The sequence below is a fragment of the Paenibacillus favisporus genome (assembly GCF_040545415.1).
In the GTDB taxonomy this organism is placed as follows: Bacteria; Bacillota; Bacilli; order Paenibacillales; family Paenibacillaceae; genus Paenibacillus_AQ; species Paenibacillus_AQ favisporus.
The window spans coordinates 645,582-671,380 of record NZ_JBEPLV010000001.1 but is presented as its reverse complement, the minus strand read 5'-3'; the positions used below and the strand labels follow the sequence as shown (position 1 = coordinate 671,380).

26 protein-coding genes and 1 pseudogene are annotated in these 25,799 nt (G+C 53.2%); 1 reads left to right on the top strand and 26 read right to left on the bottom strand.

Features of this window, described 5'->3' with window-relative positions:
* Window positions 1–3 precede the first annotated feature (3 nt).
* From ABID47_RS03285 to ABID47_RS03190, 20 genes and pseudogenes are all read right to left on the bottom strand, one after another.
* Window positions 4–1,212 carry an acetate/propionate family kinase gene (locus ABID47_RS03285; RefSeq protein ID WP_116229725.1) on the bottom strand — a complete coding sequence of 403 codons (1,209 nt, stop codon included), beginning with the start codon at window positions 1,210–1,212 and terminating at the stop codon, window positions 4–6.
* Window positions 1,209–2,081, bottom strand: coding sequence for a 3-hydroxyacyl-CoA dehydrogenase family protein (locus ABID47_RS03280; protein WP_076170885.1), 873 nt, complete (start codon window positions 2,079–2,081; stop codon window positions 1,209–1,211). The genes ABID47_RS03285 and ABID47_RS03280 overlap by 4 nt, the downstream gene beginning before the upstream one ends.
* 124 nt (window positions 2,082–2,205) lie before the next feature.
* On the bottom strand, window positions 2,206–3,708 hold the full coding sequence (locus ABID47_RS03275; protein ID WP_354494900.1) for an AAA family ATPase: 1,503 nt from the start codon (window positions 3,706–3,708) through the stop codon (window positions 2,206–2,208).
* Window positions 3,708–4,232 carry a hypothetical protein gene (locus ABID47_RS03270; protein WP_105442124.1) on the bottom strand — a complete coding sequence of 175 codons (525 nt, stop codon included), beginning with the start codon at window positions 4,230–4,232 and terminating at the stop codon, window positions 3,708–3,710. Before ABID47_RS03270 ends, ABID47_RS03275 begins: the two co-directional genes overlap by 1 nt.
* 462 nt (window positions 4,233–4,694) lie before the next feature.
* On the bottom strand, window positions 4,695–5,213 hold the full coding sequence (locus tag ABID47_RS03265) for a cell wall elongation regulator TseB-like domain-containing protein (protein WP_354494899.1): 519 nt from the start codon (window positions 5,211–5,213) through the stop codon (window positions 4,695–4,697).
* A 41-nt stretch (window positions 5,214–5,254) separates the two neighbouring features.
* Window positions 5,255–6,589 (bottom strand): amidohydrolase, encoded by a 1,335-nt coding sequence (locus ABID47_RS03260; protein ID WP_089548029.1) that lies wholly within the window; start codon window positions 6,587–6,589, stop codon window positions 5,255–5,257.
* A complete protein-coding gene (locus ABID47_RS03255) occupies window positions 6,543–7,229 on the bottom strand; it encodes a redox-sensing transcriptional repressor Rex (RefSeq protein ID WP_145158511.1) in 687 nt (228 codons plus the stop codon). Before ABID47_RS03255 ends, ABID47_RS03260 begins: the two co-directional genes overlap by 47 nt.
* Before the next feature lie 116 nt (window positions 7,230–7,345).
* Entirely contained in the window at window positions 7,346–10,207 is a 2,862-nt protein-coding gene (dinG, locus tag ABID47_RS03250) for an ATP-dependent DNA helicase DinG (RefSeq protein WP_354494898.1), read from the bottom strand.
* Window positions 10,208–10,360: 153 nt separating this feature from the next.
* On the bottom strand, window positions 10,361–10,990 hold the full coding sequence (locus ABID47_RS03245) for a tetratricopeptide repeat protein (RefSeq protein ID WP_354494897.1): 630 nt from the start codon (window positions 10,988–10,990) through the stop codon (window positions 10,361–10,363).
* 134 nt (window positions 10,991–11,124) lie between these two features.
* On the bottom strand, window positions 11,125–11,508 hold the full coding sequence (panD, locus tag ABID47_RS03240) for an aspartate 1-decarboxylase (protein ID WP_076170868.1): 384 nt from the start codon (window positions 11,506–11,508) through the stop codon (window positions 11,125–11,127).
* Window positions 11,509–11,511: 3 nt separating this feature from the next.
* Window positions 11,512–12,399, bottom strand: coding sequence for a pantoate--beta-alanine ligase (gene panC, locus ABID47_RS03235; RefSeq protein WP_354494896.1), 888 nt, complete (start codon window positions 12,397–12,399; stop codon window positions 11,512–11,514).
* Window positions 12,396–13,268 carry a 3-methyl-2-oxobutanoate hydroxymethyltransferase gene (gene panB / locus ABID47_RS03230; RefSeq protein ID WP_354494895.1) on the bottom strand — a complete coding sequence of 291 codons (873 nt, stop codon included), beginning with the start codon at window positions 13,266–13,268 and terminating at the stop codon, window positions 12,396–12,398. Before panB ends, panC begins: the two co-directional genes overlap by 4 nt.
* A 272-nt stretch (window positions 13,269–13,540) precedes the next feature.
* The gene (locus tag ABID47_RS03225) at window positions 13,541–14,515 is read right to left on the bottom strand and encodes a biotin--[acetyl-CoA-carboxylase] ligase (RefSeq protein ID WP_354494894.1); all 975 of its coding nucleotides are present in this window, start codon (window positions 14,513–14,515) and stop codon (window positions 13,541–13,543) included.
* Window positions 14,502–15,767: a CCA tRNA nucleotidyltransferase gene (locus ABID47_RS03220; protein WP_354494893.1), complete on the bottom strand. Its 1,266-nt coding sequence runs from the start codon at window positions 15,765–15,767 to the stop codon at window positions 14,502–14,504. Before ABID47_RS03220 ends, ABID47_RS03225 begins: the two co-directional genes overlap by 14 nt.
* 31 nt (window positions 15,768–15,798) lie before the next feature.
* Window positions 15,799–16,961, bottom strand: a pseudogene (gene bshA, locus ABID47_RS03215) (N-acetyl-alpha-D-glucosaminyl L-malate synthase BshA).
* A 194-nt stretch (window positions 16,962–17,155) separates the two neighbouring features.
* Window positions 17,156–17,869, bottom strand: a complete 714-nt coding sequence (bshB1, locus tag ABID47_RS03210; protein WP_354494891.1) for a bacillithiol biosynthesis deacetylase BshB1 — start codon at window positions 17,867–17,869, stop codon at window positions 17,156–17,158.
* The gene (gene mgsA, locus ABID47_RS03205; RefSeq protein ID WP_116229712.1) at window positions 17,866–18,288 is read right to left on the bottom strand and encodes a methylglyoxal synthase; all 423 of its coding nucleotides are present in this window, start codon (window positions 18,286–18,288) and stop codon (window positions 17,866–17,868) included. Before mgsA ends, bshB1 begins: the two co-directional genes overlap by 4 nt.
* Before the next feature lie 18 nt (window positions 18,289–18,306).
* On the bottom strand, window positions 18,307–19,107 hold the full coding sequence (gene dapB / locus ABID47_RS03200) for a 4-hydroxy-tetrahydrodipicolinate reductase (protein ID WP_145023933.1): 801 nt from the start codon (window positions 19,105–19,107) through the stop codon (window positions 18,307–18,309).
* A gap of 115 nt (window positions 19,108–19,222) precedes the next feature.
* A complete protein-coding gene (locus ABID47_RS03195; protein ID WP_116229710.1) occupies window positions 19,223–19,759 on the bottom strand; it encodes a tetratricopeptide repeat protein in 537 nt (178 codons plus the stop codon).
* 50 nt (window positions 19,760–19,809) lie between these two features.
* Window positions 19,810–20,139 carry a nucleotide pyrophosphohydrolase gene (locus ABID47_RS03190; protein WP_354494890.1) on the bottom strand — a complete coding sequence of 110 codons (330 nt, stop codon included), beginning with the start codon at window positions 20,137–20,139 and terminating at the stop codon, window positions 19,810–19,812.
* 187 nt (window positions 20,140–20,326) lie between these two features.
* Here ABID47_RS03190 and ABID47_RS03185 point away from each other — a divergent pair, with 187 nt between their 5' ends.
* Window positions 20,327–21,196, top strand: coding sequence for a YitT family protein (locus tag ABID47_RS03185; protein WP_076170119.1), 870 nt, complete (start codon window positions 20,327–20,329; stop codon window positions 21,194–21,196).
* Between the two features lie 85 nt (window positions 21,197–21,281).
* Here ABID47_RS03185 and ABID47_RS03180 read toward each other — a convergent pair whose 3' ends face one another.
* The 6 genes from ABID47_RS03180 to ABID47_RS03155 form a co-directional block, all read right to left on the bottom strand.
* On the bottom strand, window positions 21,282–22,163 hold the full coding sequence (locus ABID47_RS03180) for a sporulation protein YpjB (RefSeq protein ID WP_116229709.1): 882 nt from the start codon (window positions 22,161–22,163) through the stop codon (window positions 21,282–21,284).
* Window positions 22,164–22,224: 61 nt separating this feature from the next.
* Window positions 22,225–22,848 carry a DUF1405 domain-containing protein gene (locus ABID47_RS03175; protein ID WP_105444696.1) on the bottom strand — a complete coding sequence of 208 codons (624 nt, stop codon included), beginning with the start codon at window positions 22,846–22,848 and terminating at the stop codon, window positions 22,225–22,227.
* A 152-nt stretch (window positions 22,849–23,000) separates the two neighbouring features.
* Window positions 23,001–23,876, bottom strand: coding sequence for a menaquinol-cytochrome c reductase cytochrome b/c subunit (locus ABID47_RS03170; protein WP_076170116.1), 876 nt, complete (start codon window positions 23,874–23,876; stop codon window positions 23,001–23,003).
* Between the two features lie 19 nt (window positions 23,877–23,895).
* Window positions 23,896–24,567, bottom strand: coding sequence for a menaquinol-cytochrome c reductase cytochrome b subunit (gene qcrB, locus ABID47_RS03165; RefSeq protein WP_076170115.1), 672 nt, complete (start codon window positions 24,565–24,567; stop codon window positions 23,896–23,898).
* A gap of 15 nt (window positions 24,568–24,582) precedes the next feature.
* Window positions 24,583–25,125, bottom strand: a complete 543-nt coding sequence (locus ABID47_RS03160; RefSeq protein ID WP_181908922.1) for a ubiquinol-cytochrome c reductase iron-sulfur subunit — start codon at window positions 25,123–25,125, stop codon at window positions 24,583–24,585.
* A gap of 170 nt (window positions 25,126–25,295) precedes the next feature.
* Entirely contained in the window at window positions 25,296–25,736 is a 441-nt protein-coding gene (locus ABID47_RS03155; RefSeq protein WP_354494889.1) for a DUF2487 family protein, read from the bottom strand.
* Between the last annotated feature and the right edge of the window lie 63 nt (window positions 25,737–25,799).

The window sequence follows — 25,799 nt, the reverse complement described above, 5'->3', positions numbered from 1 at the left end:
AGCCTAGGCGTTCAAGGATTGAACGATCCGGTTGGTATCGCGGGCGATCACCAGTTCCTCGTTCGTCGGAACGACCAGCACTTCCACCTTGGAGTTCTTGGAAGAAATGCGGCGCGGTTCGCCGGAACGGACGGCGTTCAGTTCTTCGTCCAATTCCACGCCCAGGTAAGTCAAATTTTCGCATACTTTTTTACGCAAAACAACCGAATTCTCACCGACGCCCGCCGTGAAGACGATCACGTCCACACCGTTCAGCGCGGCAGCATATGAACCGATGTACTTGCGCAGACGGTATTCGTACATGTCAAAGGCCAGCTTGGAATGGGCATCGCCCTTCTCCATCCCTTCGGTAATTTCGCGCATGTCGCTGCTGATGCCGGAAATGGCCAATAGACCGCTGTGCTTGTTCAGCATGGAGTTCACTTCGTTGACCGTCAGCTCTTCCTTGTTCATCACGTAAGGAACGATCGCCGGATCCAGGTCACCACTGCGTGTACCCATCATCAAGCCTTCGAGCGGTGTCATGCCCATGGACGTGTCAACCGATTTTCCGCCATCTACTGCGGTTAGGCTGGCCCCGTTACCGATGTGGCAGGTAATGATCTTCAGATCCTCCAGCGGCCGGCCCAGGTACTCCGCTGCAGCTTTGCTGACAAAATCATGCGAGGTGCCGTGCATACCGTACCGTCTGACTTTGTATTTGTTGTACAGCACTCTCGGAATGGCATACAGATAAGCCGTCTCCGGCATGGTCTGATGGAAGGCGGTATCAAACACGACAACCTGCGGAACGCCAGGCATATTCGCCTCCGTTGCTTTGATCCCCAGCATGGATGCAGGGTTATGAAGCGGCGCCAGATCGAACAGCTGGCGGATTTTAGACTTGGCTTCCGCATCCACCAGAGCGGATTCCTTGAAGAATTCTCCCCCGTGCACGACCCGGTGGCCGACCGCCTGGATTTCATCGACGGATTCGATCACGCCGTTCTCTTTATCCGTCAGCAGTGCAAGCACTTTGCGGATCGCCGTCGTATGCTCCAGAATTTCGCTGACCTCAGTCACGTCCGGACGGCCGGTAGGTTTATGGGTAACGATGGATGAGTCCATGCCGATCCGTTCTACGAGTCCTTTTGCAAGTACGCTTTCGTCTGTCATATCATACAGCTGGTATTTCAGCGAAGAGCTGCCAGCATTAATTACCAAAATTTTCATACGCGGTCACCATCCTTGTCATACTTGAAGAAGCCTACTCCCGTTTTCACGCCCAAATGCCCGGCACGAACCATTTTCTTCAGCACGATGGACGGGCGGTATTTCAGTTCGCCGAACTCGCGGAACATGCGCTCCAGAGCGGCCAGGACCGAATCCAGACCGAAGCGGTCCGCCATTTCGAGCGGTCCGTGCTGGAACGAATAGCCGATCCGCATAGCATCGTCAATATCTTCCGCGGAGGCGACGCCTTCCTGCAGGATATGCAGCGCTTCGTTAATCATCAGGCAGATCATGCGGCTCGTCACAAAGCCTGGGGACTCATATACCATGATCCCTTTCTTGTCCACGACTTCCTCCACAAAACGCTTCGTTTCCCCGAACGTGGAATCAGAAGTCTTCAAGCCGCGGATAATTTCCACGAGATCAACTTTGCTGACAGGATGGATAAAGTGCAGGCCGATGACACGCTCCGGATACATCGTCGTGCTCGCAAGCTCCGTTAAGCTGAGCGTAGAAGTATTGCTGGCGAGAATAATATGATTAGGACACACTTGATCCAGCTGGGCAAATACTTCCTTCTTCGCTTCAAGATCCTCCGAAATGGTCTCAATGACCATATCGCAGCTTCCCAGCTCGGCAAAATGGACCACCTTTTGGATCCGGCCCAAAATGAGCTTTTTCTCCGCCTGGGTGATCGCCCATTTCTCAAGCTGCTTATCGAGACTCGTTTCGATCATGCTGTACGAATAATCGAGTTTCTCCGGCGTTTTCTCGACCAGCAGAACGTCCAGGCCTCTGGCGGCCAGCATTTCGGCTATGCCTTGGCCCATCGTCCCCCCGCCGATAACACCAATTTTTTTAAAGTACATGTTTCTGCTCCACCTTCCATGGTCTTCTATATTTATTGTACCCTTCTTGTCGAAAAATACATTTACGACCCAACTTATAATAATAACGCAGCATTAAAAAAAAGTAAAAAAAAGAGCCAGCGCATCAGGCTGGCAGTAGTGAAAACTCATGAAACAGCTTGCGGAATTGTTCGCCGGACAGCGTTTCTTCTGCCAGCAAAATGTCCAGAGATTTGTCGAAAATGATCCGGTGGTTCTCCAGAAGGCTGCGGGTTCTGCCCATCAGGTCTTCCAGAATCTCATTGTTCACCTTCATCAGCTCTTCTGTCGTAACCATATCCATGTTTACGATGCCAAGAGACGTAAGGCCGGATCTCATCATCGTCTTGACGATGTCGAGCGCCTGTTCAAAGTCGTTGCTCGAACCGGTGCTGCGTCCGCCGTAGAAAATTTCCTCCGACGCCGCGCCGCCGAGAGCGATCATGATCTGCTCTTCCAGGAACGATTTCGTGTACAGGTACTGCTCCGACTGCGGGTTATGGCGCACGTAACCGAGCGCCTTGCCGCGTGGGCTGAGGGCCACTTGGCTGACACTGCCCGGACGCACCAGCTCTGCCATGATGGCATGTCCAAGCTCATGGATGGCGACGCGTTTCTTCTCTTCGATCGTCGATTCACGGTCGGTGCGCTCACCCATCATCACCTTGTCGATGGACATGGACAGATGGCGCTGCTCGATCTCTTTCAGACCTTCGCGCATCGTGTAGATCGCGGCTTCGTTCATCACGCTCTCCAGTTGGGCGCCCGAGAAGCCGTAAGATTCCTCGGCGATTTTATCGAGGTTGACCTCCTCGTGCAGCGGCTTATTCTTCGCATGCAGCTCCAGGATGTGCTTGCGTCCCTTCTTGTCAGGCAGGTCCACCTGAATATGACGGTCGAACCGTCCCGGACGAAGCAGCGCGCTGTCCAGCATCTCCTTACGGTTGGTCGCCGCAATCAAAAGGATTCTCGGGCTGTCCGACGAATAAATGCCGTCCATCTCGGTCAGCAGCTGGTTCAGCGTCTGATCGTATTCGCGCTGCTGCCCGCCTTCGCGCTTGCCGCCGATGACGTCGATCTCATCGATGAAAATGATCGCGCTCTGCTTGTTCTCCTTGGCTGCCCGGTTTCTCGCATCGCGGAACAGATCCCGGACGCGGCCCGCGCCGACGCCGACGTACATTTCTACGAACTCACTGCCGGATGCGGCAACGAATACCGAATCCGTGTAATGTGCGGCCGCCTTGGCCATCAGCGTCTTCCCTGTTCCGGGAGGTCCTGTCAGCAGAATTCCTTTCAACGGGCGAATGCCGAGCTTCTGGATTTCATCATGACGGATCAGGAAGTCCAGTGCCTCGCGCAGCTCCTGCTTGGCATTATCCTGGCCGCCGATTTCTTCAAAAGTGAGCTTCTTCGGCCCGCCCTTTTTACGCTTGCGTTCCGAAGCAGCACCTACCGTCAGTCCGCCTCTCATGTTGGTCATAAACAGGAGTCCGCCGATCATCAGTCCGGCGATAATGAGAGGGATGACATTGACCCCTACAAAAGCTAAAAAAATGAATAATACCGGCACAAATCCGATCAAAACTTCCTTCAGCAATCTAGGCATTATTCCCACACTCCCATCTTGCCGGGATCACGGGGCAGAACAAGAAACTTGCTTGAGCTGCCGTCCGTCAGCGTAATATAGACATTTTTCGTGTCCATTTCGGCTTTCGTCTGAATTCCGGTACCCTTAGCCAGATCCTGCAGCTTGACCGGAATTTCCGTATAGCGCTTGTTTTCCATCGCTTCGGCTACAGAGAACATCGCTTTATCCCAATACTGGTTCAGCTTGTCCGATGAATGATCCACAAAATCGAACTTCAGCGCCCGGGTGCCGACGACGGATTTGCCTTCGGTGGAGATTTTATCCGCCAAATCAGCCAAATTTACATTCGGCTTCAAATCGAGTTTCAAATCCACCTGATCGCGGGTAATATTAAAATGTGCGTTATTCACGCCCTGATAATTGCTGACGATTTTTTGCAGCGGACCCTGCAGGGTCGTTTGCCGATAAAAGAACCAGCCGCCAAACAGTACGGCAACCGATACAACAACAGTTATAATAATAGGCAATGGACGCAATTTCACTTGTTGTCCCCCTTTCGAAATGGCAAAGCAAAAAAACTAAACTTTAGATGACAAAAATAAATATTTCGTTAGCGGTTCAAGTCCATTGTTCGGTCACCATGCTTCTGTTCAGCCCGATTCGATGGATGGTTTTGCGCTTGTCGCGAAACACAAGCATCTCTTCGTTTGATCCACGCATCTGACCGCACTTCTATATACCATGTTTTTCGATAAAGAGCAGAAAAGTCTTCTTCCAAGCTGAAGCGGGCTTCTGAATTTTACTGAAAAACGCTATCCTCTAATTATAGTACAATCCGGGCTGTTCGTCATATATATCTCTTCAATACAAATAAGAGTATATCACATTGTATATACTAAATCGAAGGTAAAGTGTGAATATATTTTAAATATTATCCTTTGTAAGCCAAAGAACCCCATTTGAGGATGGGGTTCTTTCTGCATGATATGGCCGTTTAAACAAAATTATCGATTGGGCAGCGTGAACGGGCTGCCGATTTCCGCTCCGTCGCTGAACCGGTAAAATTGATAGTAATAGTGATCTTTCACCTTGTAGAACAGCTGCCATACGTATTCTCCGTTATAAACACCCGGTACGAGGCGCATATCTTTAATGCCGGGAATGGAGCTTTTGATTTTGGCCTTCATCTTCTCTTTGGACATACCGCTGCTCAAAAGCTCTTGATGCACGGTATTCTGGCCTTCCTTGGGTTTTCCCTGATCGGTGAACTGCACCCAGACCATGACCTCCTGGCCCGTCTTGTTCGTCCCTTCCACGACCCAGTAGATGCTGTTCTGGTCCCACACAGACTTTTGGGCATCAGTGACCGACACGATTCCGGCTTCCTGCTTCGCTTTGGCAATAGCGGTGTCCTTTTCGCTCCATTGATCCTGCAGCACGTAAATAAAATAACGGTAAGCGCCGAAAATGATCAGCAGCAGGGCGACAATGCCGAGAAAGATCCATTTTTTCTTGTTCTTCAACCTGAACTTCCTTTCTGAAAGGTGAGCTAATCATCCCGGTCTTAGCGGGAGAGAAGACCTTCAAAAGCCGCTTGGGCTTCCCTGCGGATGCGTTCCTCGTCCAAAGTGAGACAGCTGCCGTGCTTCACGACCTGCTTCCCGTCCACCCAGACGTGCTCAACGTCCTTCGCGCTGGCCGAATAAATGACGTGTGAAATGAAGTCCGTACGCGGCAGAAAATGAGCCTGATCCGTATTCACGGCAATAAAATCCGCCTTCATCCCGGCCTCTAGTGCACCGACTCCCTCCAGGAACAAGGATTGGGCTCCGTAGATCGTGCCCATACGCAGCGCTTCCGCGGCGGGAACCGCCGTCGGATCTCCCGAGACGCCTTTATGTATCAAAGCGGCAAGGCGCATTTCTTCAAACATGTCCAAATTGTTGTTGCTCGCCGCACTGTCGGTTCCCAGGGAAACCGTAATGCCTGCCTGCATCATGTCGGTAACGCGGGCCACACCGCTCGCCAGCTTCAGGTTGCTGCCAGGGTTGTGTGATACCGTCACGTGGTGCTTCGCCAAAATGTCGATTTCCTCATCTGTCAAATGGACCGCGTGTGCCAGAATCGTCGGCCGTGAGAACATGCCGAGCTTCTCCAAATGAATCGCCGGACGCGTTCCATAATCGCGTACATTCTGCTCCACTTCCGCCTTGGTCTCCGACATATGCGTATGCATCGGCAGATCCAGGTCATGCGCCGCCTGAACGAACTTCTCAATAAAATCAGGAGGGCATGTGTACGGGGCATGCGGAGAAATCATCGCTGTGATCCGGCCGTCTGCCTGCCCGTGCCAGTCCTTGGCGAACTGAATGGCTTCGTTCAGCTTGTGCCGCTGCACATCCTCCGGGCACAGACCGATGACACCGCGGGTCAGGGCTGCGCGCATGCCGGATTCAGTCACCACTTTGCCTACCTGATCCATATGATCGTACATATCGAGGAACGTCGTCGTGCCGCCCTTCAGCATTTCAAGCACGGACAGCGAAGTCCCCCAGTAGACGTCACTGGACGTGAATTTCGCTTCCATCGGCCACATTTTTTCCTGCAGCCATTCCTGGAGCACCATGTCATCTCCGTAACCGCGCAGCAGCGACATGGCGGTATGTCCATGGGTGTTGATCAGGCCCGGCATAAAAAATAAATGCGTGCCGTCGACGACCTGTACGCCCTCCTCCAGCTGCGGCTCCTCTTCACCGATATAGGTGATGCGGTCGCCCTCAATGACCATCCAGCCATGCAGTACAGGCTGCTCCGGCCGCAAAACGGCAAAGCTGCCGTTCTTGATTGCCCATTTAGGATTGGCGCTCCGGCTGCTCGAGCTCTTCAAATTGTCCGTCATCTTCCGTGTCGTCCTTTCCGTTGTTCAAATAATAAGCGAGGCTGAGCAAATCCGTCGTAAAATCGGCGGCGTGTATCCGAATGCTTGCCGGTGCCTTCAGAATCGTCGGTGCAAAATTCAGAATCGCCTCGATCCCGGCCGCGATCAGCTGATCGGCGACGTTTTGCGCTTCGAAATCCGGGACGGTAATGATCCCGATCCGGATATTTTTGCTTTGTATCGTTTCTTTCAGCTCATCCATGGCCTGTACCGTCAAGGTGTTGATGCGCGTGCCGATTTTGGACGGATTGGCGTCAAACACGGCTACGATCTTCATATTTTCCTTCAGGTAAAAGTTATAGTTGGACAAAGCTTGACCAAGATTCCCCGCTCCAACCAGCACCGCGTTGATCTGCTGGTCCAAATTCAGAATTTGACGGATCTTCTCGATGAGATAGGACACGTCATACCCTATCCCCTTACGGCCAAAATCCCCGAAATACGCCAAATCCTTGCGGATCTGCGCCGGGTTGAGATCCAGCTTCTGCCCGAGCTCCTGGGAGGAGACCGTGGCCACCTCCCGTTTGTTCAGCTCATTTAGATATCTAAGATATATAGGCAATCTGCGGACAACCGCCTCGGATATTTTCTCCGATTTCATGCATGTTCCCCCTATTGAACGGCTTGAATATTTATTTGGTTATATAGATTGAACTAAAGTTTTGCATTGAACTTCCTGTTCTAACCGCTTTAGTTCATTCTATCTAATGGACTCATTTAAGACACACCGTCCTGATGAAGCCATTCAGAGATACGCGGAACCATCTGGTCTGTCTGCATATGCTCCATTTTCGGTCCAGGCAGCGAGTACAGGAAGTACTTCCCGTAATACGATTCAATGACGCGCGTATCGTATACGATGACGATGCCCCGGTCATGGGCGGTGCGGACCAGCCGCCCGAAGCCCTGCTTGAAGCGGATGACGGCCTGCGGGACCGACAGCTTCATAAACGGGTTCTTCTTCTGGCGCTGCAGCAGCTCGCTCTTCGCTTCCACCAGCGGATGGTTCGGCGGCTGGAACGGGAGCCGGACGATGGCCAGGCACGTCAGTGCTTCACCCGGGATGTCAACGCCTTCCCAGAAGCTGCTCGTTCCAAGCAGCACCGAAGCGCTGCTGTCCGTAAACCGCCGGATCAGCTTCGTGCGGCTGCCGCTGTCTACGCCCTGTCCAAGCACGGCGATGTCGCTTTGTGCAAGGGCTTCTTTCAGCGGCTCGTATACCTGGCGCAGCATGCGGTACGAGGTGAACAGCACCAGCATCCGGCCGTGGGTCGCGATCGCGGCGTCCGCCAGTGAGCGGGCCAGCGTTTCGACAAACAGGGCGTCCCCGACGCTTCCCTTCACGCTTGGAAAATCCCGCGGGATGACGAGCAGCGCCTGGTCCCTGTACCGGAACGGGGACGGAAGCTGGACCGTCACAAGACGTCCGCTGTCCTGGTCCTCCTGCAGTCCAAGGTTATCGATCATATACTGGAACGATTTATCTACGGATAAGGTGGCGGACGTCAGGATGACGCTCTTTTTCTTGTCAAAAAACAGCTCCTTGAGCTGCTTGCTGACGTCAACCGGAACAGCGTACAGCTGGAGCGATTTGCTGCGGAAATGGCCGCTCGCTTCCATCCAGTACACGACGGTTTCGTCGTTCAGCGTCATAAAGAACCGGAGATTCTCCCGCTCGGAGCTGAGGTCCTTGAGCAGCCCGCCGATATCGGTGATCAGGCTGTCGGAACCGTAATCATCCTGCTCCTCCTTGTATTCGGCCAGCATCTTTTCGCCTTTGCGGACGATTTCCCCTACCGTGACAAAAATCTGGTTTTCGAGCGCCGCCAGCGTCTCCCACTCTTTCGGCTTTTTCCCCGGCTGAAGGCGTAGCGTATACTGGCCGCCGTCGCCGGGAGCAGCGTCGCTCCGTTCCGGAAGCAGGCCGAAGAGCAATTCGCTCAGCTTGTCCCAGTGCTCTTTGACATCGACCAAATCCTCGCTCATCCGGTCGATCACGGCGGTCCATTCACCGGCCTGCTCATAGGCCGACGATTGAAGCAGCTGGCGAAGCGCCGGCAGCTGCCCGCTCCGGGCGTCCTTATAGAGCCGTGTCAGCGTATGGACGACCGTAAAGTACTTCAAATGTAGTCCGAGATGCTTGCCGGCAACGTCTTCCAGGTGATGGGCTTCGTCGATCACGAGCCGCTCGTAGGAAGGCAGCAGCTGATGGCCTGCCTTGACGTCCGTAAACAGCTTGGAATGGTTCGTTATGACGACATCCGCGATTCCGGCTTCATGCTTGGCCCGGTGGTAATAGCACTTGCGGAACCAAGGGCAGGCACGGCCCTGACAGGAGTCCGAGTCGCTGCTTACCGTCTCCCAGAAGTCTCCCGCACGGCCGCCGAGGCTCAGCTCCTCGTCATCACCCGATTCGGTCTGGGCGAGCCAGACGATCATCTGGGCGGCCGTGATGGTGTCTTCCTTCGGATTGATAAAGTCTCTTCTGTTTATTTTATGTTCAAATTTTCTCAAACACAAATAGTGCTGTCTGCCCTTGAACACGGCTGCCTTGAAAGGAAATGGCACGACCTGCGTCAAGAGTGGGATATCCCGCTCCCGGAGCTGCTCCTGCAGGTTGATCGTATGCGTGCTGACCATCACCTTCTGGTCCTGCTTCACGCTCTGATAAATCGAGGGGATCAGGTATCCGAGCGACTTGCCCGTCCCGGTCCCGGCTTCGATCAGCAGATGCTTGTCCTGATCCAGCGCATTCATCACCTGGTCGAACATGATCGTCTGCGGCTCACGTTCCTCGTAATGAGGCATAATATCGCGCAGCCGTTTTTCGATCTCGGCCAAATATTCCTTAAACTCGACGCCTTTGAGCGGATTGTCGTCCACTTCGTCGCGCGGCGGGGCCATTTCGGTCCAGTCATCCACCTTAAGCGCCAGCTGGCGGTAAAAGGTGTGGCTGTTCAGATCTTGAGCGGGTTCCCGCTCCTTTTCCTGGCAGAGGCCGTCGAAATACCAGCCGAGGTCGCTGTCCTCATCGGCAAACAGCTCGGCCAGCCGCTGCAGCGTAATCAACGGCAGGCCGTTCAGCTCATCCAGGCACTTCAGCAGAACGTATGCCGTCGCCAAAGCGTCGCTGTCGGCCTGATGCGGCCGGTCATGCTGAAGACCGAAGTGTCCGGTTACCATGCCCAGCTGATAGGAAGTCAGCGAAGGGAAGCAAATTTTGAGCAGGTCGAGCGTGTCCAAAATCCGCCCAGAGAACGGCAAATAACCGCACCGGTCGAGTGCGTTTTGCAAAAAATTAAAATCGAATGCTACATTATGCCCCACCAGGACCACGTCGTCGAGCAGCGGCACGAGCTCCATCATCATTTCTTCCAGGGCCGGAGCTGCGGCCACATCCTCATTCGTAATGCCGGTAAGTCCCGTAATAAACGGAGGGATTTCGATACCCGGGTTGACATAAGAGCCATACACCTTTGAAATCGTCCCATCCTCTTCTATAATGGCAAGTCCAACTTGAATAATTTCGTCTGCGGACTGGTTGCCTGTCGTTTCGAAGTCAAGTACGGCAAATTTCATGATTCCTAAATCCTTTCGTCCAGTCTCCTTAACAGCATAACAGAAGATTTCACATTTGAAAATTCAAGGAAGGAAAAACTTGAACTTCCGGTTCTATAGAAAAAGACGACACCCGGCGCTTTCCGTGCAGCGGGCATCGTCTTCTCACATGCATTACATCAGCGATATTAACTGGCTTCCATACTGAAGCTGACCGCACTGTTGCTGGCAAACCTGCAGATTCATTAGCGGATCCGGGAACGAGGGATCATGCGAAAGCGCCAGCGTAAAATAATCCTGGGCCTTGCCAAGCTGGCCCTGCATCGCCTCGACACAGCCAAGCGCATTCAGCACCATCGCCTTCAGCTTGGGATGCTGGGCAAGCGGCAGAATCCACTGGAAATGATGGCGGGCTTCCGCCGGCTCCTCCAGGTGCAAATACGCCATGGCCAAGTACATCCGGGCCAAAAAGCTGTCGGGGAATTCGAGGATCACCTGCGCAAATTGCTGGGCCGCCTGCCTGTACATCAGCAGCTTGAAATATCCCTGCCCCCGGATAAAGGAATCCATCTCGACCTCGGGCGTTTCATGCTGCAGAAATACAGGGGCGATCTTGGCCTGCTCCCGGAAAGCGCCCATTTTCTCTTCAAAAGACAACCATTCTTCTATGATGCCGTCGCTCATCGTTTTGAGCAAATTCCACTTTTGGATCAGCTGATGCTTTTGGGCCTCCTGCGCTGTGGGGTAATGTTTCACGATTTCGTCTAACATGTTGTTCATTTCCGCGAATACATGCTGAAACATGGCTGCATCCCACCTTAACAAAAATGAAATCAGTGCGGTCACCTGAACTCATTTTTTGTTAACCCGGGCTTTTTCATTCCCGCTCCGGGCTGCCATTCCTTGTCTTAGCTTCCCCGCGCATACATGACCAGTCCTTAAATAATCGTGGCGTGAACCTCTTTGCTCATCGTGTTCATCGGCTTGTTGGATTCATTCACAAAAACTACCGTCGGCTTGTGGCTTTTGATTTCCTCATCGGACATGACGGCGTAGGATATAATAATGACGGTGTCGCCAGGCTGAACCATGCGGGCTGCCGCCCCGTTCAAACAAATCACACCGCTCCCGCGGGGACCTGGGATGACATAGGTTTCCAGACGCGCCCCGTTATTGTTATCCACCACTTGGACCTTTTCGTTCTCCAGCAGGTCGGCGGCTTCCATCAAATCTTCATCTATCGTTATGCTTCCCACATAATTCAAATTCGCTTCGGTAACGGTCGCCCGGTGGATTTTGGATTTCATCATCGTTCTGTACATCGGTCAATTCGCCTCCTTGGGATTAAATAAACGATTATCGATCAGGCGCGTCCGACCGAAACGGACGGCTAGGGCCATCAGGACGGCCTCGTCCTTCCCGCTGATTTCTTCGTCATCGGAATAAGGCTGAAGCCCAGGGAAAGATACGACCTCGGCGTATTCGATATCGGCCAGCGGAGACTGGCTGATGACGCGCTGCAAGAGGTTTCGAATGTCACCGGCGGTTACCGCCGTCCCCTCGCTCACAGCGGCCGCAGCCTCGCGCAGAGAGCGTGACAGCACGAGCGCCTGCCGGCGTTCCTCTTCGCTCAGGTACACGTTGCGCGAGCTTAGAGCCAGGCCGTCTTCCTCACGTACGATCGGGCAGGGAACAATCTCCACGTTCATGTTGAGATCCTGTACCATCTGCTGAAGCACGGCGACCTGCTGCACGTCCTTCATGCCAAAATATCCTTTATCGGGCTGAACGATGTTGAACAGCTTGCTCACCACCGTCGTCACGCCGTCAAAATGTCCCGGACGGGATGCGCCGCAAAGACGGGTCGTAATGTCCGATACCATGATTTTGGTCTTGGTCGGCCGCGGATACATCGTCTCCACCGACGGAAGGAAGACCAGGTCCGCTCCTTCCGCTTCGGCCAGTGCCAGATCTCTTGCTTCGTCACGCGGATAGGTTTCATAGTCCTCACCCGGACCGAACTGGATCGGGTTGACGAAGATACTGACGACGACAATACCGTTATCTTCGCGGGCACGGCGGATTAAGCTGGCATGCCCCTCATGCAAATAACCCATCGTTGGAACCAGGCCGACCGTGGCTTCCGGTCCCAAATTTATTTGTAGCGCCTTTATACTGCTGCGCAGTTCTTCAATCGTTCTTACAGCTTTCATGCGCGTGCCACCTTCTCCTTTCCTTTGCCGTACAAGTTCTCGACGACCTGATCGTCTGCCGTAAATACATGGGTCTCATCCGGAAAAGAGCGGCTCTTCACGTCATGAACGTACTGGCTGATCCCGTCGCGAACGATCGTTCCGATGTCACCATAGGTTTTGACAAAACGCTTGTCGCGATACGGGGATGCATACTTAAACAAATCATGGAATACGAGCACCTGGCCGTCGACATACCGCCCGGCGCCAATCCCGATGGTCGGAATCGACAGCTGCTCGGAAATAAAGCGGGCCACTTCCTCCGTTACCAGTTCAAGCACGACGCCGAATGCCCCTGCTTTTTCTAGTGCCTTCGCATCTTCCAGCAATCTGGCGGCATCCGCCTCGTCTTTACCTTGAATCCGGTAACCCCCGATCTGGTTCACAGACTGCGGCGTTAAGCCGATGTGGCCTAGCACGGGAACGCCTGCTTTGACGATCGTTTCCACCGCGGTGCAGATTTCGCGCCCGCCTTCCATTTTCACGGCATGGGCATGACCGTCCTGCATCAGGCGTTTAACGTTGTCCAGCGTACTGTCGATGCTTCCGTGGTACGTCATAAACGGCATATCAGCCACGATAAATGTATGCCCGGCGCCTCTGACAACCGATCTCGTATGGTACACCATGTCGTCGATCGTCACCGGCAGCGTGGAATCATAACCAAGCACCACGTTCCCGAGTGAATCTCCGACCAGAATCATGTCTACGCCGGCTTCCTCCGCCAAGCTCGCCGAAGGATAGTCATAGGCGGTTACCATGGAGAGCGGAATGCCATCCGCCTTCATCTTTTTCATTTTCACGATATTCAGTGGTTGTTTGTTTGCCATTGTGCTTCTTCCCCTTTCGATGAGTGTGAAAAATAGGATAAAAACAAAAAAACCTTTTAGTGAATCACTAAAAAGGTCCGAAAGGGCATAAAGGGTCACTTGCGATCGTCCCTTCTGTCTCGGTCCTTCCGGCTCAGAGCAGAATCCAACGTAACGGCAATATTCCATTTGCAGTTATGAGGGTGTTCTTCAAACAAAAACATGCAGAGTGCAGTTCGATCATCCGTCGATACCGCCTCTACATGTAAGTATACCAAAAGTTCATTATTTTTTCATCGTCTAAGTTCGACATCTCCGGAAAAAACAGGAATCTGCTCGCCCGAATCGGTACGAACCCGAAGCGCGCCGCTTGCATCGAGCCCGTCGGCCATTCCTTCGATCGGCCCGCGTGCGGTCTGAATCGACACACGCTTGCCCAGCGTTACCGACAGCGCCTCCCACAGCGAGGCGACCGGCTGAAATCCGTCTTTGCGGTACAGCTCGTACAGCATTTCAAACTCCTCCATCACCGTAGCGATGAGCGACATCCGGTCGATCGGCTCACCCGCCTCGATCTTCAGGGAAGTTCCGATCCCGGTCAGCTCTTCCGGATAATCGCCAGGGTCCAGGTTGGCGCTGATTCCGATGCCGGCAATGCAGTAACGGACATGCTCGTCCTCCGCCGCCGACTCCAGCAGGATGCCGCAAATTTTCCGCCCGTCGACCAGCAGGTCGTTCGGCCATTTCAAGCCGGCCATGACGCCGGTCACCTTGCGGACCGCCCGGCACACCGCCACTCCGGTCAAAAGCGTAAGCTGCGGTGTGTAATGGAGCGGCTGCTCGGGCCGAAGGACCAGGCTCATCCAGATGCCTTTTCCATAGGGCGAAAACCATTTGCGGCCCATCCTCCCCTTGCCGCCGGTCTGTTCTTCGGCAATGACGAGAGTGCCTTCCGGCGCCCCCTCCTCAGCCAGCGCTTTCGCTTCTTCCTGGGTTGATACCGTCGTCCCCAATATTTTCAGCTGCGATCCCATCACTGTAGACTGTATCCGCTGCGCCAGCTCCTGCTGATCCAGCAGGTCCGGCTTGCTGACAATCCTGTAGCCTTTATGAGGAACCGCTTCAAATTCGTACCCTGCCTCACGGAGCTTGTTGATCTGTTTCCAGACCGCGGTTCTACTGACCGACAGCCGCCGGCTGATCTCCTCGCCCGAAACAAATTCTTCCGCATCCAGCAGTATATCCAAAAGGGTCTCAGCCTTTTTCATCGGTAACCATCACCCGTCTCACTTCTTCTGTCAAATCCAATTTCGTATTGGGCAGCATGCCTGCCGCCGCTTTAAACAGCAATTGCTTCAGCAGTTCTCCCACCCAAGGTCCGCCCCTCTTGCCCGAAATCGCGATCAAATCGGAACCGCCGATCTGGAGCTCGTGCAGGTGGAAAATCTTCATTTCGTCCATCCAATCCAGCCCGTGGGCCAGCAGCTCATCCGCTGCCGTCCCCCTGTTCTCCTGCGGCAGCACCGAGCAAAGCAGGAGCCAGCGCCGGACAGTTTCTTGACCGTACTTTAGCACCAGGCCTACCCACTGCTCTCTAAGATGGGTGTCGCGACTCAACTCTTTTACCTCTTCGTCCAAATACAAAAGGGCTTCGACCCTCTCGCGGGCATCGTTGGAAAACGTATACTGGCGCATCAGGTTTCCGGCTTCCTGTCCGGATAAGCCGCAGGCCAGCATAAGCAGGGCCCATCTAACAGCGGTCTCCTTGGAAGGGATGTCGCCGATCCTGGACAGGAAGCCGTCCACGGCGGCAGATGTAAACGGTACCCGGGCTTTTTCCAGCAATCGGCTCCTTCCCAGCAAGCTCAGGCCGAGATAAGGATGAGGTCCCTCCATCATTTTATCGAGCTCCGCCCAAATCCGCTCCAGCGCGATATACTGAATACCGTCTCTTTCCAGGAGAAGGCCTTTCCAGGTGTTAAAGGCAATACGGTAGCCGAACACCGAGGCAAACCGGATGCATCGCACCATCCGCAGGGCATCCTCCTGAAAGCGGACGCGGGCCTCTCCAACGCAGCGGATGATGCCTTTTCGAATGTCGTCTTCACCATGATATGGGTCAACAAACCGTCCCTGCCGGTCACAGGCTATCGCGTTCATCGTGAAATCCCGGCGGCGCAAATCCTCGGACAGGTTTCGCACAAAGGCCACTTCCGCCGGCCGGCGGTGATTTTCGTACGAACCTTCCACCCGATATGTAGTAACTTCAAAGGCGTAGTCTCCAACCAGAACGGTGACCGTTCCGTGCTCAATCCCCGTAGGCACCGTCCGTTCAAAGAGCCGTGTCACTTCATCAGGGCGAGCCGAAGTCGTGATATCCATGTCGTTGACCGACCGGCCCATCAGTTCATCACGCACGCATCCGCCGACCCAATACGCTTCATGCCCATGCGCTTCGAGGACGGACAGCACCTGCTCGGCGCAGCCCGCCATCCCGGCATCCGCCTGCTTCCATTTCATAACTTTCCATGACCCCCTAAATGACTACCTCTTATCTGCACACCGCATCCAGCTGGGGCACCTCGCGTCGAGAACGCGATAATAGATCTGTTCATACTTGCGTGTGATCAATGCGTCGGAAAATTCCCGACATGCCCGGGTCAGACAGGCCTCGCGGAACCGTGCGGCAAGATCGCCGTCCGACAGCAGCCGCAGCACCTGATCGGCCATCTGGTCCGTATCTCCGATCGGGGACAGGAACCCGGTCTCGCCGTGAACCACCAGCTCGGGAATTCCTCCGGCGAGCGATCCCACCGTCGGAACGCCGCATGCCATCGCTTCAAGCGCTACCAGGCCGAAGCTTTCTTTTTCCGATGGAAGCAGAAGCACGTCAGCCAACGAGATGACTTGTGCGATCTCGTCCTGCTTGCCTAAAAAGTGAACTTTATGCTCCAGTCCGAGCTCCCTGATCTTGCATTGGACCTTCGGCAGCTCCGGACCTTCCCCGACGAACAGCAGCTTGGAAGGCATCCGCTCGTTGACTTTGGCGAAGATGTCCACGACGTCACCGACGCGTTTGACCGGGCGGAAGTTGGAAATATGCATCAAAATTCTCTCGTCCGGTTCGGCATAGTCGCCGCGAAGCGAGGACGTATCGCGCGGATAGTAGATGCGCTTATCCACAAAATTGTACGTCAGATCGATATCGCGGCTGATATCCAGCACTTCACGGGTTTCCCGGATCAAGTCTCCGGATACCGCCGTGACCGCATCGCTTTCGTTGATCGCCAGGCGGATCAGGTCCTTTAACGATTCGTCCTGCGCCAGTACCGTAATATCCGTGCCATGAAGCGTCGTGACCACCTTCAGGTTGCTTCCTACCATCTGCTTGGCCAAGAAGGCGCACACCGCGTGAGGAACCGCGTAATGGACATGCAAAATGTCCAGCTGCTGCATATTGGCCACTTGTGCCATTTTGGTCGCAAGGGATAAGTCATAAGGAGGATAGCGGAATACGTAATAATCACTGACTTCAACCTCATGATAAAAAATGTTTTTATGGAATTGCCCTCCCAGCCGGAATGGAATGCTGTGGGCAATAAAGTGTACCTGGTGGCCCTTTTCGGCCAGCAGCTTGCCGAGCTCGGTCGCGACTACACCTGAGCCTCCGAGTGACGGATAGCAGGTGATGCCAATTTTAAGTGATTGACCCAAGCTTCGTGTCCCCCCTTCTTTACATGCCTTCTCTATATTATGTACCCAGAGAATATTAAAAACGTCTCGCGACGTTTCATTTTACAGCGGACAACCGCTCAACCGGGTATTTGCGCGCTTTCAGCTTATAAAAAGTCAGAACTGAAATCAAGCCTAAAGATTGGGCGCTTGACTTCAGTCCTGTCTATCGGTCATTATTCGGATCCTGAAATGAACATGTCCACGACGTAAGGCGACTTGATCGCAAAGCCTTCCGCGTAGGGAATGAGCCTGCGCTGGCCGGTCAGCCGGTCGCGGGATCTGACGCGTTCGATATATCCCTGATTCAGCGGGGTAACCACCGTTTCTCCTTCACCCGGAGTCATCTCAAACTGCGACCGGTAACACAGGAGCGCCTGTTCCTTCATTTCCTGCTGTTCGGTAATATCCACCATCAAATCGGCTCTGCCCATATCATTAATGAAGTAAAAATACAGCTGCTCCACCTGTACAGGCGGCTTGTCCGGCATGTACCGGCGCAGCTTGGCGTTGAACACCGCTTCTTCAACCAGCTTGCTGCAGGCTACATGATCGGGATGGCGGTCTTCCCAATACGGAGCGAAAACGACCCTCGGCGCATGACGGCGGATTTCCGCAGTGATGGCTTCCACATGTTCCGATGTGATGAACAGTCCACGGTCCGGCAGTCCAAGGCTGCTCCGCATGGAAAGGCCAAGAACGCCAGCCGCGGCTGCCGCTTCCTGCTTCCTGCGCTCAACCGTTCCATTAGAGGACATTTCCGCATAGGTCAAATCGCAGATCCCCACTTTAAGCCCGGCCTGCACATGCTTGATGATCGTGCCGCCCATCCCGATTTCGGCATCGTCCGCATGGGCGCCGAAAATCAGAATATCCAGCGTTTCACTCATATTTCAGCACCCGGCTTATATTTATGTACCAGCTCGCGCCAGGCAAAATCCCCGCGGTCCAGCGCCTTGACCAAAATTTCGGCCGTTGCGATGTTGGTCGCAAGCGGAATCCCTTGGACGTCGCAAAGACGGAGCAGCGCATTGATATCCGGCTCGTGAGGCTGAGCCATCAGCGGATCCCGCAGGAAAATAATGAGGTCCATCTCATTCTCGGCCACGAGCGCCCCGATCTGCTGGTCACCGCCGAGCGGACCCGACATGAACCGGTGGATTTTCAGGTCGGTGCCCTCCATAATCCGCTGTCCTGTCGTTCCTGTGGAATACAGCTGGTGTCCCTCAAACACATGCTCATAAGCCGTGACAAAGTTGACCATCTCGTCTTTTTTTCGGTCGTGTGCGATGAATGCGATTTTTAGCATGTTGTAACCCCTCCTGAACTACTCTATAAAATGGTCAAACCCGTAAACCATACCCTCGTACGTCATAACCTTCTCGACCGCCATTTTGACGCCAGGCATATATCCTGCCCGCTCATAGGAATCATGGCGGATCTTCAGCGTTTGGCCAAAGCCTCCGAACAATACTTCCTGCTGGGCGAATACGCCGGGAAGCCGGACGCTGTGAATGCGGAAACCGTTATAATATCCCCCGCGAGAGCCTTCAATCGTCTCTTCCTCGTTCGGATTTCCCTGGCGGATCTCCTGGCGGTTCTGGGCAATCATCTCAGCCGTTTTGATGGCGGTGCCGGAAGGTGCGTCAAGCTTCTGATCCCCATGGAATTCCATGATTTCGAGATGCGGGAAATACTTGGCCGCCTGCGCCGCAAATTTCATCATCAGTATGGCCCCGATGGAGAAATTCGGTGCGATCAGCCCGCCGATCCCCTTCTCCTTGCACTGCTTGTCCAACTCTTCGATTTGTTCCGGGGTGAAGCCCGTCGTGCCGATCACGGGACGAACCCCGTGGTTTACGGCCAAGACCGTATTGGGGTATGCGAACTGCGGCGTCGTAAAGTCCACAAGCACGTCCGGCTTACCTTCGACCAGAGCCATCTCCAGATCGGAGGTAAGCTTCACGCCGCATTCCGGAAGCCCGGCCAAAGTGCCCGCGTCCGTACCCTCTCCGGACCGTCCGACGGCGGCTACCAGCTCCAGATCGGGATCCTCGAGTACCAGTTTGACGACTTCCTTGCCCATTCTGCCGGCTGCTCCTGCGACGGCTACTTTGATGGTTGACATGTTAGCTCCCCACTTTCTCATGATTTATAGAATGAACTAAAGAAAGTCCTTTTCTGACACGGAAAAATGACCCGGGGATCCAGACATTACATGAGAAACCTTTAGTTCATTCTATTTAGGTCGATGAATCGTATAAATACGAGTTTAGCCGGCCTTTTAACTGCTCCAGCATATCCTGCAGGCCGTGGTCATGGGGTTGAAGGGCGATGACTTCCTTGATAGCCGATATGGCAAGCGCGTGCTCGTTCAGCTGGCTGTAGGCAAGCGCAAGCCAAATATACGCCTCCCCGTAGAGCGGGTCGAGCCGCACCGCTTCCTTCAAAATAGATACCGTTTCATACAATTGATTGGCAGGTGCTACATCGGGAGAATCGATCGTTTTCTTCGCATCCTGCACGATGCGCATCGCCTGCAAATGCTGAACATACAAACCGTATTCCGGCTTATCGGGTGCGAGCCTAGAGGCTTCTAGCGCACGTTCCATGGCCTTATCCAGCCGGCTGCTTCTTGCATAGGTTACGGAGCATCTATAATGAATTTCTGCATCCTCGGGGTTTTCGGCGATCGCTGCTTCAAACCAATGAAGTGCTTCTTCAAAATCGTTCTGCAAAATACAATGGTAAGCCTTTTGGACAAAAGGTTCGGACTGCATAGCTGCTCCCCCCGTTCAGGCGGTTTTCCTACAGCATATGTTCATTTCGCCTAATCGGTGTCCTTTTTCGTCCAACGGTCCTTATCACGCGTATTGAATTTGTGCATGACCTTGTCATGCGCTTCCGCCAGGTCGATCCCCAGCGAATTCGCAAAGCACATCGTTATGAACAAAATATCTCCGAGCTCGAGCTCAATGGAATTATCCTCTTCGGAAGGCTTCTTCGGCTTTTCCCCAAACCGGTGGTTCACCTCGCGGGCCAGCTCCCCCACCTCTTCGGACATCCTTGCCAGCATCGATAACGGACTGAAATACCCTTCTTTAAACTGGGAGATGTACCGGTCGACTTCCCGCTGCATCTCTGCCAATGACTTCTCCATGATACCGAACCGTCCCCCTCTTTCGTATGTACAATGCTTCACGTCACGCCGGACGCTAGTTTACTCCATATGTTATCGCAAAGCGGAAATGAAAACAAATATTTTTTAATCGCCGGGGAAAAAGGTATACTATGGAATGGAGCGAAGAAAAACCTTTCTTCCTACTTCTGGTATTGCGGGGGATTTCATGAGTTCATCCAAGTTGTTTATTCAGCTCAAGCTCGTATTGCCCATCATTTTGGGCTCTGCCGTATATGCCTTCGGCCTGCTTTATTTCATTATCCCTAACCAGCTGATGGAAGGGGGCGTTACAGGGGTAACCGTCCTCCTGAATTATGCATTTTCCATTCCGCCGTCCCTGTCGACTCTGGTGCTGAACATCCCGCTCTTCCTGCTCGGCTGGAAAATCCTTGGCGGCAGACAGATGATTTATACGGGCGTCGGGATCGCATCGCTGACGTTTTTTCTGTGGTTCATCGAAAAGCTGATTGATGCCGGGTGGATCACGCCGTTTCAAACGGAAAGAGACTACATATTGGCTTCCCTGTATGCAGGCGTCACTCTCGGAGCCGGACTGGGCGTCGTATTCCGCTTCGGCGGGACGACCGGCGGATCGGATATCATTGCACGCATTTGCAACCGGCGATTTGGCTGGAGCATGGGACGGGTCATCCTCGTGATCGATATTATCATTATCGGGGCTTCCCTGTTCTTCATCCCTAGAGAGCGGATCCTATACACCTTCGTAGCCGTCTTCATTGCCTCCAGGGTGATTGACTTTATCCAGGAAGGTGCCTATGCAGCCAAAGCCTTTACGATTATTAGCGACCACGCCCAAGAAATCGCCGACCAAATCACGGTCGAGATGGAGCGGGGCGTTACGCTGATTCCGGCCATAGGCGCGTACTCCAAGCAGGCCAAGCATATGGCCTACTGCGTCGTCGGACGCCAGGAGATCCGCAGGCTCCACGATATTGTAAAATCGGTGGACCCGCGGGCATTCGTCATCATTAGTGATGTGCATGACGTTCACGGCGAAGGGTTTAAGGAAGAATAATCGGAAGCACAGAAAAAGCCCGCCGGCTCTTAAAGCTGGCGGGCTTTTCCAATGGACAGCATATGCGGCCCAGTCCCCCTATGAACTACAGCTCTTTGGGCTTCACGCTTTTAAAGCTGTCCCGCTCCCCTTTATATTTCCGGTAACCGGTATAAGTCAGGATCAGGATGATAAACGAGCCGGCCCAGAAGGTCCACGGCCACAGTCCGTTGACCTCGTCAATGGGGGCGAAAGCCGGGTTATCGTCTTTTTTCTTACCGAATAAGCCGTTAAACACTTCCTCGCCGGAAGTCACGACATCCTGAATTTCGGCAGCCGAGGACGATGAAGACTGAACCAAGCCGCCTGCATAAGATACCCAGGCATCCGCTGCTGTGATTTCCTCCGGCTTACGCTGAATGATCACAGCCGGGCGGATGATCTCATAATGGTTCTGCAGGCTCTCGTAAGCCGCTTTCATCCCCCGGGAGTCGGCAGCGGCCGCCCGGGCCTTCATTTCGCTCAAATCCTCACGAAGCACTTTGTAGTACTGCATCCACATCGGCTGCTTAGGGTGACTTAAGCTGTCCGCGGCCAACCGGAATTTGGCCGAAGCGGTCTGCCATTGTTCCTGCTGGATTTGCGCCTGATTCGTCGCTTCCTTCATTTCCACCAAGCTCTCCGACAAGGCATGAAATCCTTCCACACTCGTCAAGCCTTGAAAAGATGAATGCTCAAATATATCGCTGGCCTGCAGAATTTCCTGCCGGACGAGATTGATGTTACCTTCCAGTACATGCTGATATAGCGAGTCGGCCAGCGTATCGAGCTGCTCCGCCTGCTTCACCGCCTCCGCATTCCCACCTGAGCCTCCTGCAGCCGACAGCGTATCGGCGTCCGCCGCCACCCAGGATAGACTGCAGCCGAGTCCAAGCAGTACCATGATGACCGCCAGGCTCCATCTGGCAGCCGTGCCTCTACGTAACATGGGACATCCCTCCTACCGTATATGTATGGCAGAAGGGATGTCCCTAGAACTGAACTTGAAGTCAGCGCCTTGCCTGTCTGATGACAAGCCAAGCCAGCAGCGCGCTGAACAGCGTCAAACCGAAAGTAAAATATTGTACGCTCGCGATATCGTCCATCAGCTGAACGGGCAGCCAAGGAAATACCCCGTATGTATAATCCACCGTATCGTTCAGGAACGTCCAGGCCGCGGCCGGAATCAGCATCGTCTCGCCTAACTTGAACAGGCGGACGTACAGCAGCGCTTCAATAGCCATCGCCGAATGGGAGATGACCAGCATCCAGTCCTGCCATACCAGCGGAGATCCCTGTGCATATCCGGCAAATATGATGCTCACTGCCCAAATGCCGTATTTCACCGACGTGACGACGGCCAGCGCCTCAATCAGCAGCCGGAATCCGTAGCCGAACTTCGTCTTAGGCGGATACAGCAGCATATAGATTGCGATCGTAAAAAATAAGCTTGCCGTCGGACTGTCCGGAACGAAAATGACCTGCCAGAAGGGGTTGTTCGCCACGGTATATTCCATTTGTTCCGCATACCAATAGTAACCGTATACTGTTCCGAGCAGGTTGCACCATAACAGGAGCCATAAAAATCCCCGGTTTCCGAGGAGCGAACGGCTCCAGAAATAAGCGATCGACACGCTTGTCCCTCCTTGTACTCCCACGATCCCTTTGCCGCTAAAGCTGGGTTATTGAGGTTCGTTCATCGTGTTTTTAGTATGTAATCCGTACTTTCTGATCTCTTAAAAAAACCTGATCGTAAATACGATCAGGTTTTCATAAGTATGGCCGCTTATTGCTCTGCCTTTTGCTTCGAAAGCCATTCTGCCAAATGATCGATGTCTTTGTCGGTCAGGCCTGCAGCGATTGCTGAGTCGTACATGGCAGGCATCTTTCCTTCATAGCCCTCTTTGATGATTTTCAGAATGTCTTCTTTGTTATGTTTGTCGCCGACTCCACGGAGAGACGGACCCGCAGCACCTTTCATATCCGCTGCGTGGCAGGTAATGCAGCCTGCTTTTTTATAAGATTCCATTGCCGGATCTTCTTTATCGACGATCGCGATCTCTTTTTGCTGGTTCGCGCTGGTCGTCGGAAGTCCTTTTGCTTTGTTTTCGGCAGCTTTCTCTTCACGCTGGATGTTCTCCGGAATTTGACCGGTTGCAGCCATTTCTTCTTTGTAGTGGTGCCATGCGGAGTTCGTCAGGTACACCACGGCGATCAAAGAGAGAAACATCAGCGAGGAAGCGATCGGTCTGCGGTAAAAACGGCGCTCTTTGCCAGTGTCCAGGAAAGGAGCCAGCAGCAGTGAACCAAACGCTACACCGCTTACACCAATCGTGCCGAGAACAACGTAACTTCCGGATGCGTACGGCAATTTCAGATATTGGTACAAGAACAAGAAGTACCAGTCAGGCATCGGGATAATGGACGCACTTGGGTTCGCAGGGAACCACAGTGGAGCCGGCTCCGCAATGGTGAGCACCAGAAATCCGACAAGTACGACAACACCGACCATCCATTCTTTCAAAAGAAAGTTAGGGATAAACGCTTCCGATTTGCCTGGATACGACGTGTAGTCCGGCGGTGTAATGAACCCGTTGCCTTTACGGACGCGCGAGTCGCCGACATACACCACTTTTTCTTTTGAATTGTTACCGTGTGCCATCGATATTCCTCCCTTCTTATTATAGTGGACCGGAAATGCCCTGTCTGCGGATCATGATAAAATGTCCGACCAGAAGAATGAGCAACACGGCCGGGAGGAAAAAGACGTGAAGTGCGAAGAAACGCGTTAACGTCTCGGCACCTACAATCGTACCGCCCTGCAGGAATTCCTTAATGATCGGCCCAAGCCATGGAACGGAATTCGCAATTTCCAGCGTAACCTTTGTTGCAAAGTAGGCTTTGTTATCCCAAGGAAGGAGATAGCCTGTCAGGCCCAAGCCCAGCATGATAAAGAAAATCAGCATACCCACAACCCAGTTCATTTCGCGAGGCGCCTTATAGGAACCTGTGAAGAACACGCGCATGGTATGTAGGAACATCATAACAATAACCAAGCTCGCCCCCCAGTGGTGCATACCGCGGACGATTTGCCCGAAGGCTACTTTCGTCTGTAGGTACTCAACGCTGGCGTAGGCGTTAATGATGTCCGGAACGTAATACATGGTCAGGAACATCCCCGACAGGATCTGGATGACCGTGATGAAAAACGTCAATCCGCCAAAACAGTATACAAACGCAGAGAAATGATGCGCCGGGTTAACGTGCTCCGGCACTTCATGGTCCGCCACGTCTCTCCAAATCGGCGTGACATCAAGACGTTCATCAATCCAGTTGTAGACATTCTTAAACATCCGATTCTACGCCTCCTATTTCACTTCAGTATTCGGTTCGACTCCGCCAAGGTACACCCAACCGTTTTCAATCTTTAATTTGTAAGTGTCGAGCGGCTTCGGCGCAACGGCCAAGTTCTTGCCTTCTTTGGTATAACGCGCCCCGTGGCATGGGCAGTGGTATTCATCCGGGAAGCTTTTATCATTGTTCCAGCCGACCGTACAGCCCAAATGCTTACAGATCGGGGACAGCGCATAGATTTTTCCCTGTTCATCCTTGCGTATCCAAGCAGTTAATGTAGCAGTGCTTGCATACCATCCATCCTGCTGCTTCAGCTCAAAAGAGAATTCTTGAGGCTCGTCGGTAATTTTGCTTTCTTCGACAACTTTAATGAACTCTCCCTCGCCCTTCTTGTGCAGGATCGGATCCACAGCAAAACGCACCATCGGCAGGACTGCACCGGCTGCCATGTAAGCAGTGGCACCGCCCAATGTATAAGTCAGAAATTGTCGACGGGACATTTCTTTACGACCGGGTGGTTTGTGAGATGGTTCATGGTGCTCATTTTGGTTGCTCATAATGTCTTCAACCCCCTTTGTCAACCAAGTCTTAAAGTGCTTTCAATGATTATTATCACACGACTTACTAGGACATAATAATAATATATTAGCCTTATAAGACCGTCAAGAATATCCAACTCTTTTATCAGGCGGAAGAAGATTTACCCAATTAAATTGTTGAATTTCTGTCACATTTCCATCTTGCTGTCACGCTGCCACATTTCCTGTATTTTATCCTTAATCTGGGCTGCTATACCTGCTCCGCCCGTTTCCTCATTGAATCCTTTCCGGGACAGAACCAAATCGCAGCCCTCAATCAGGCCTTGGATCAGCTCGATGTCTGCCGTCATGACAATGACGTAAGCAAAGCCCGCTTCCCTTACATTGCGACAAACTTCCTGCAATAACGACAGATCCTCCCCTTGGCCGTATTGTACGGCCGGATATGTAATGATCCTCCCTTTAAACGGGATCTCGACCAGGTCCATAAAATCCCGCAGCCGCGCCAGCGCCTCCGTCGCTTCTATGGGAGACTCTTTGCCCGACAGGCCGGTGTAAGGGATGAGGCAGGTGTCGAAATAGGGGGAGAGCTCACTCCAGGTTGCCTCTTCCACTTCGCTGAACTTCATTCAAGGGTTCACCCTTTCCATTATTTTTCACCATTCCATTCTATAATATGCTTGTTCCCGTGT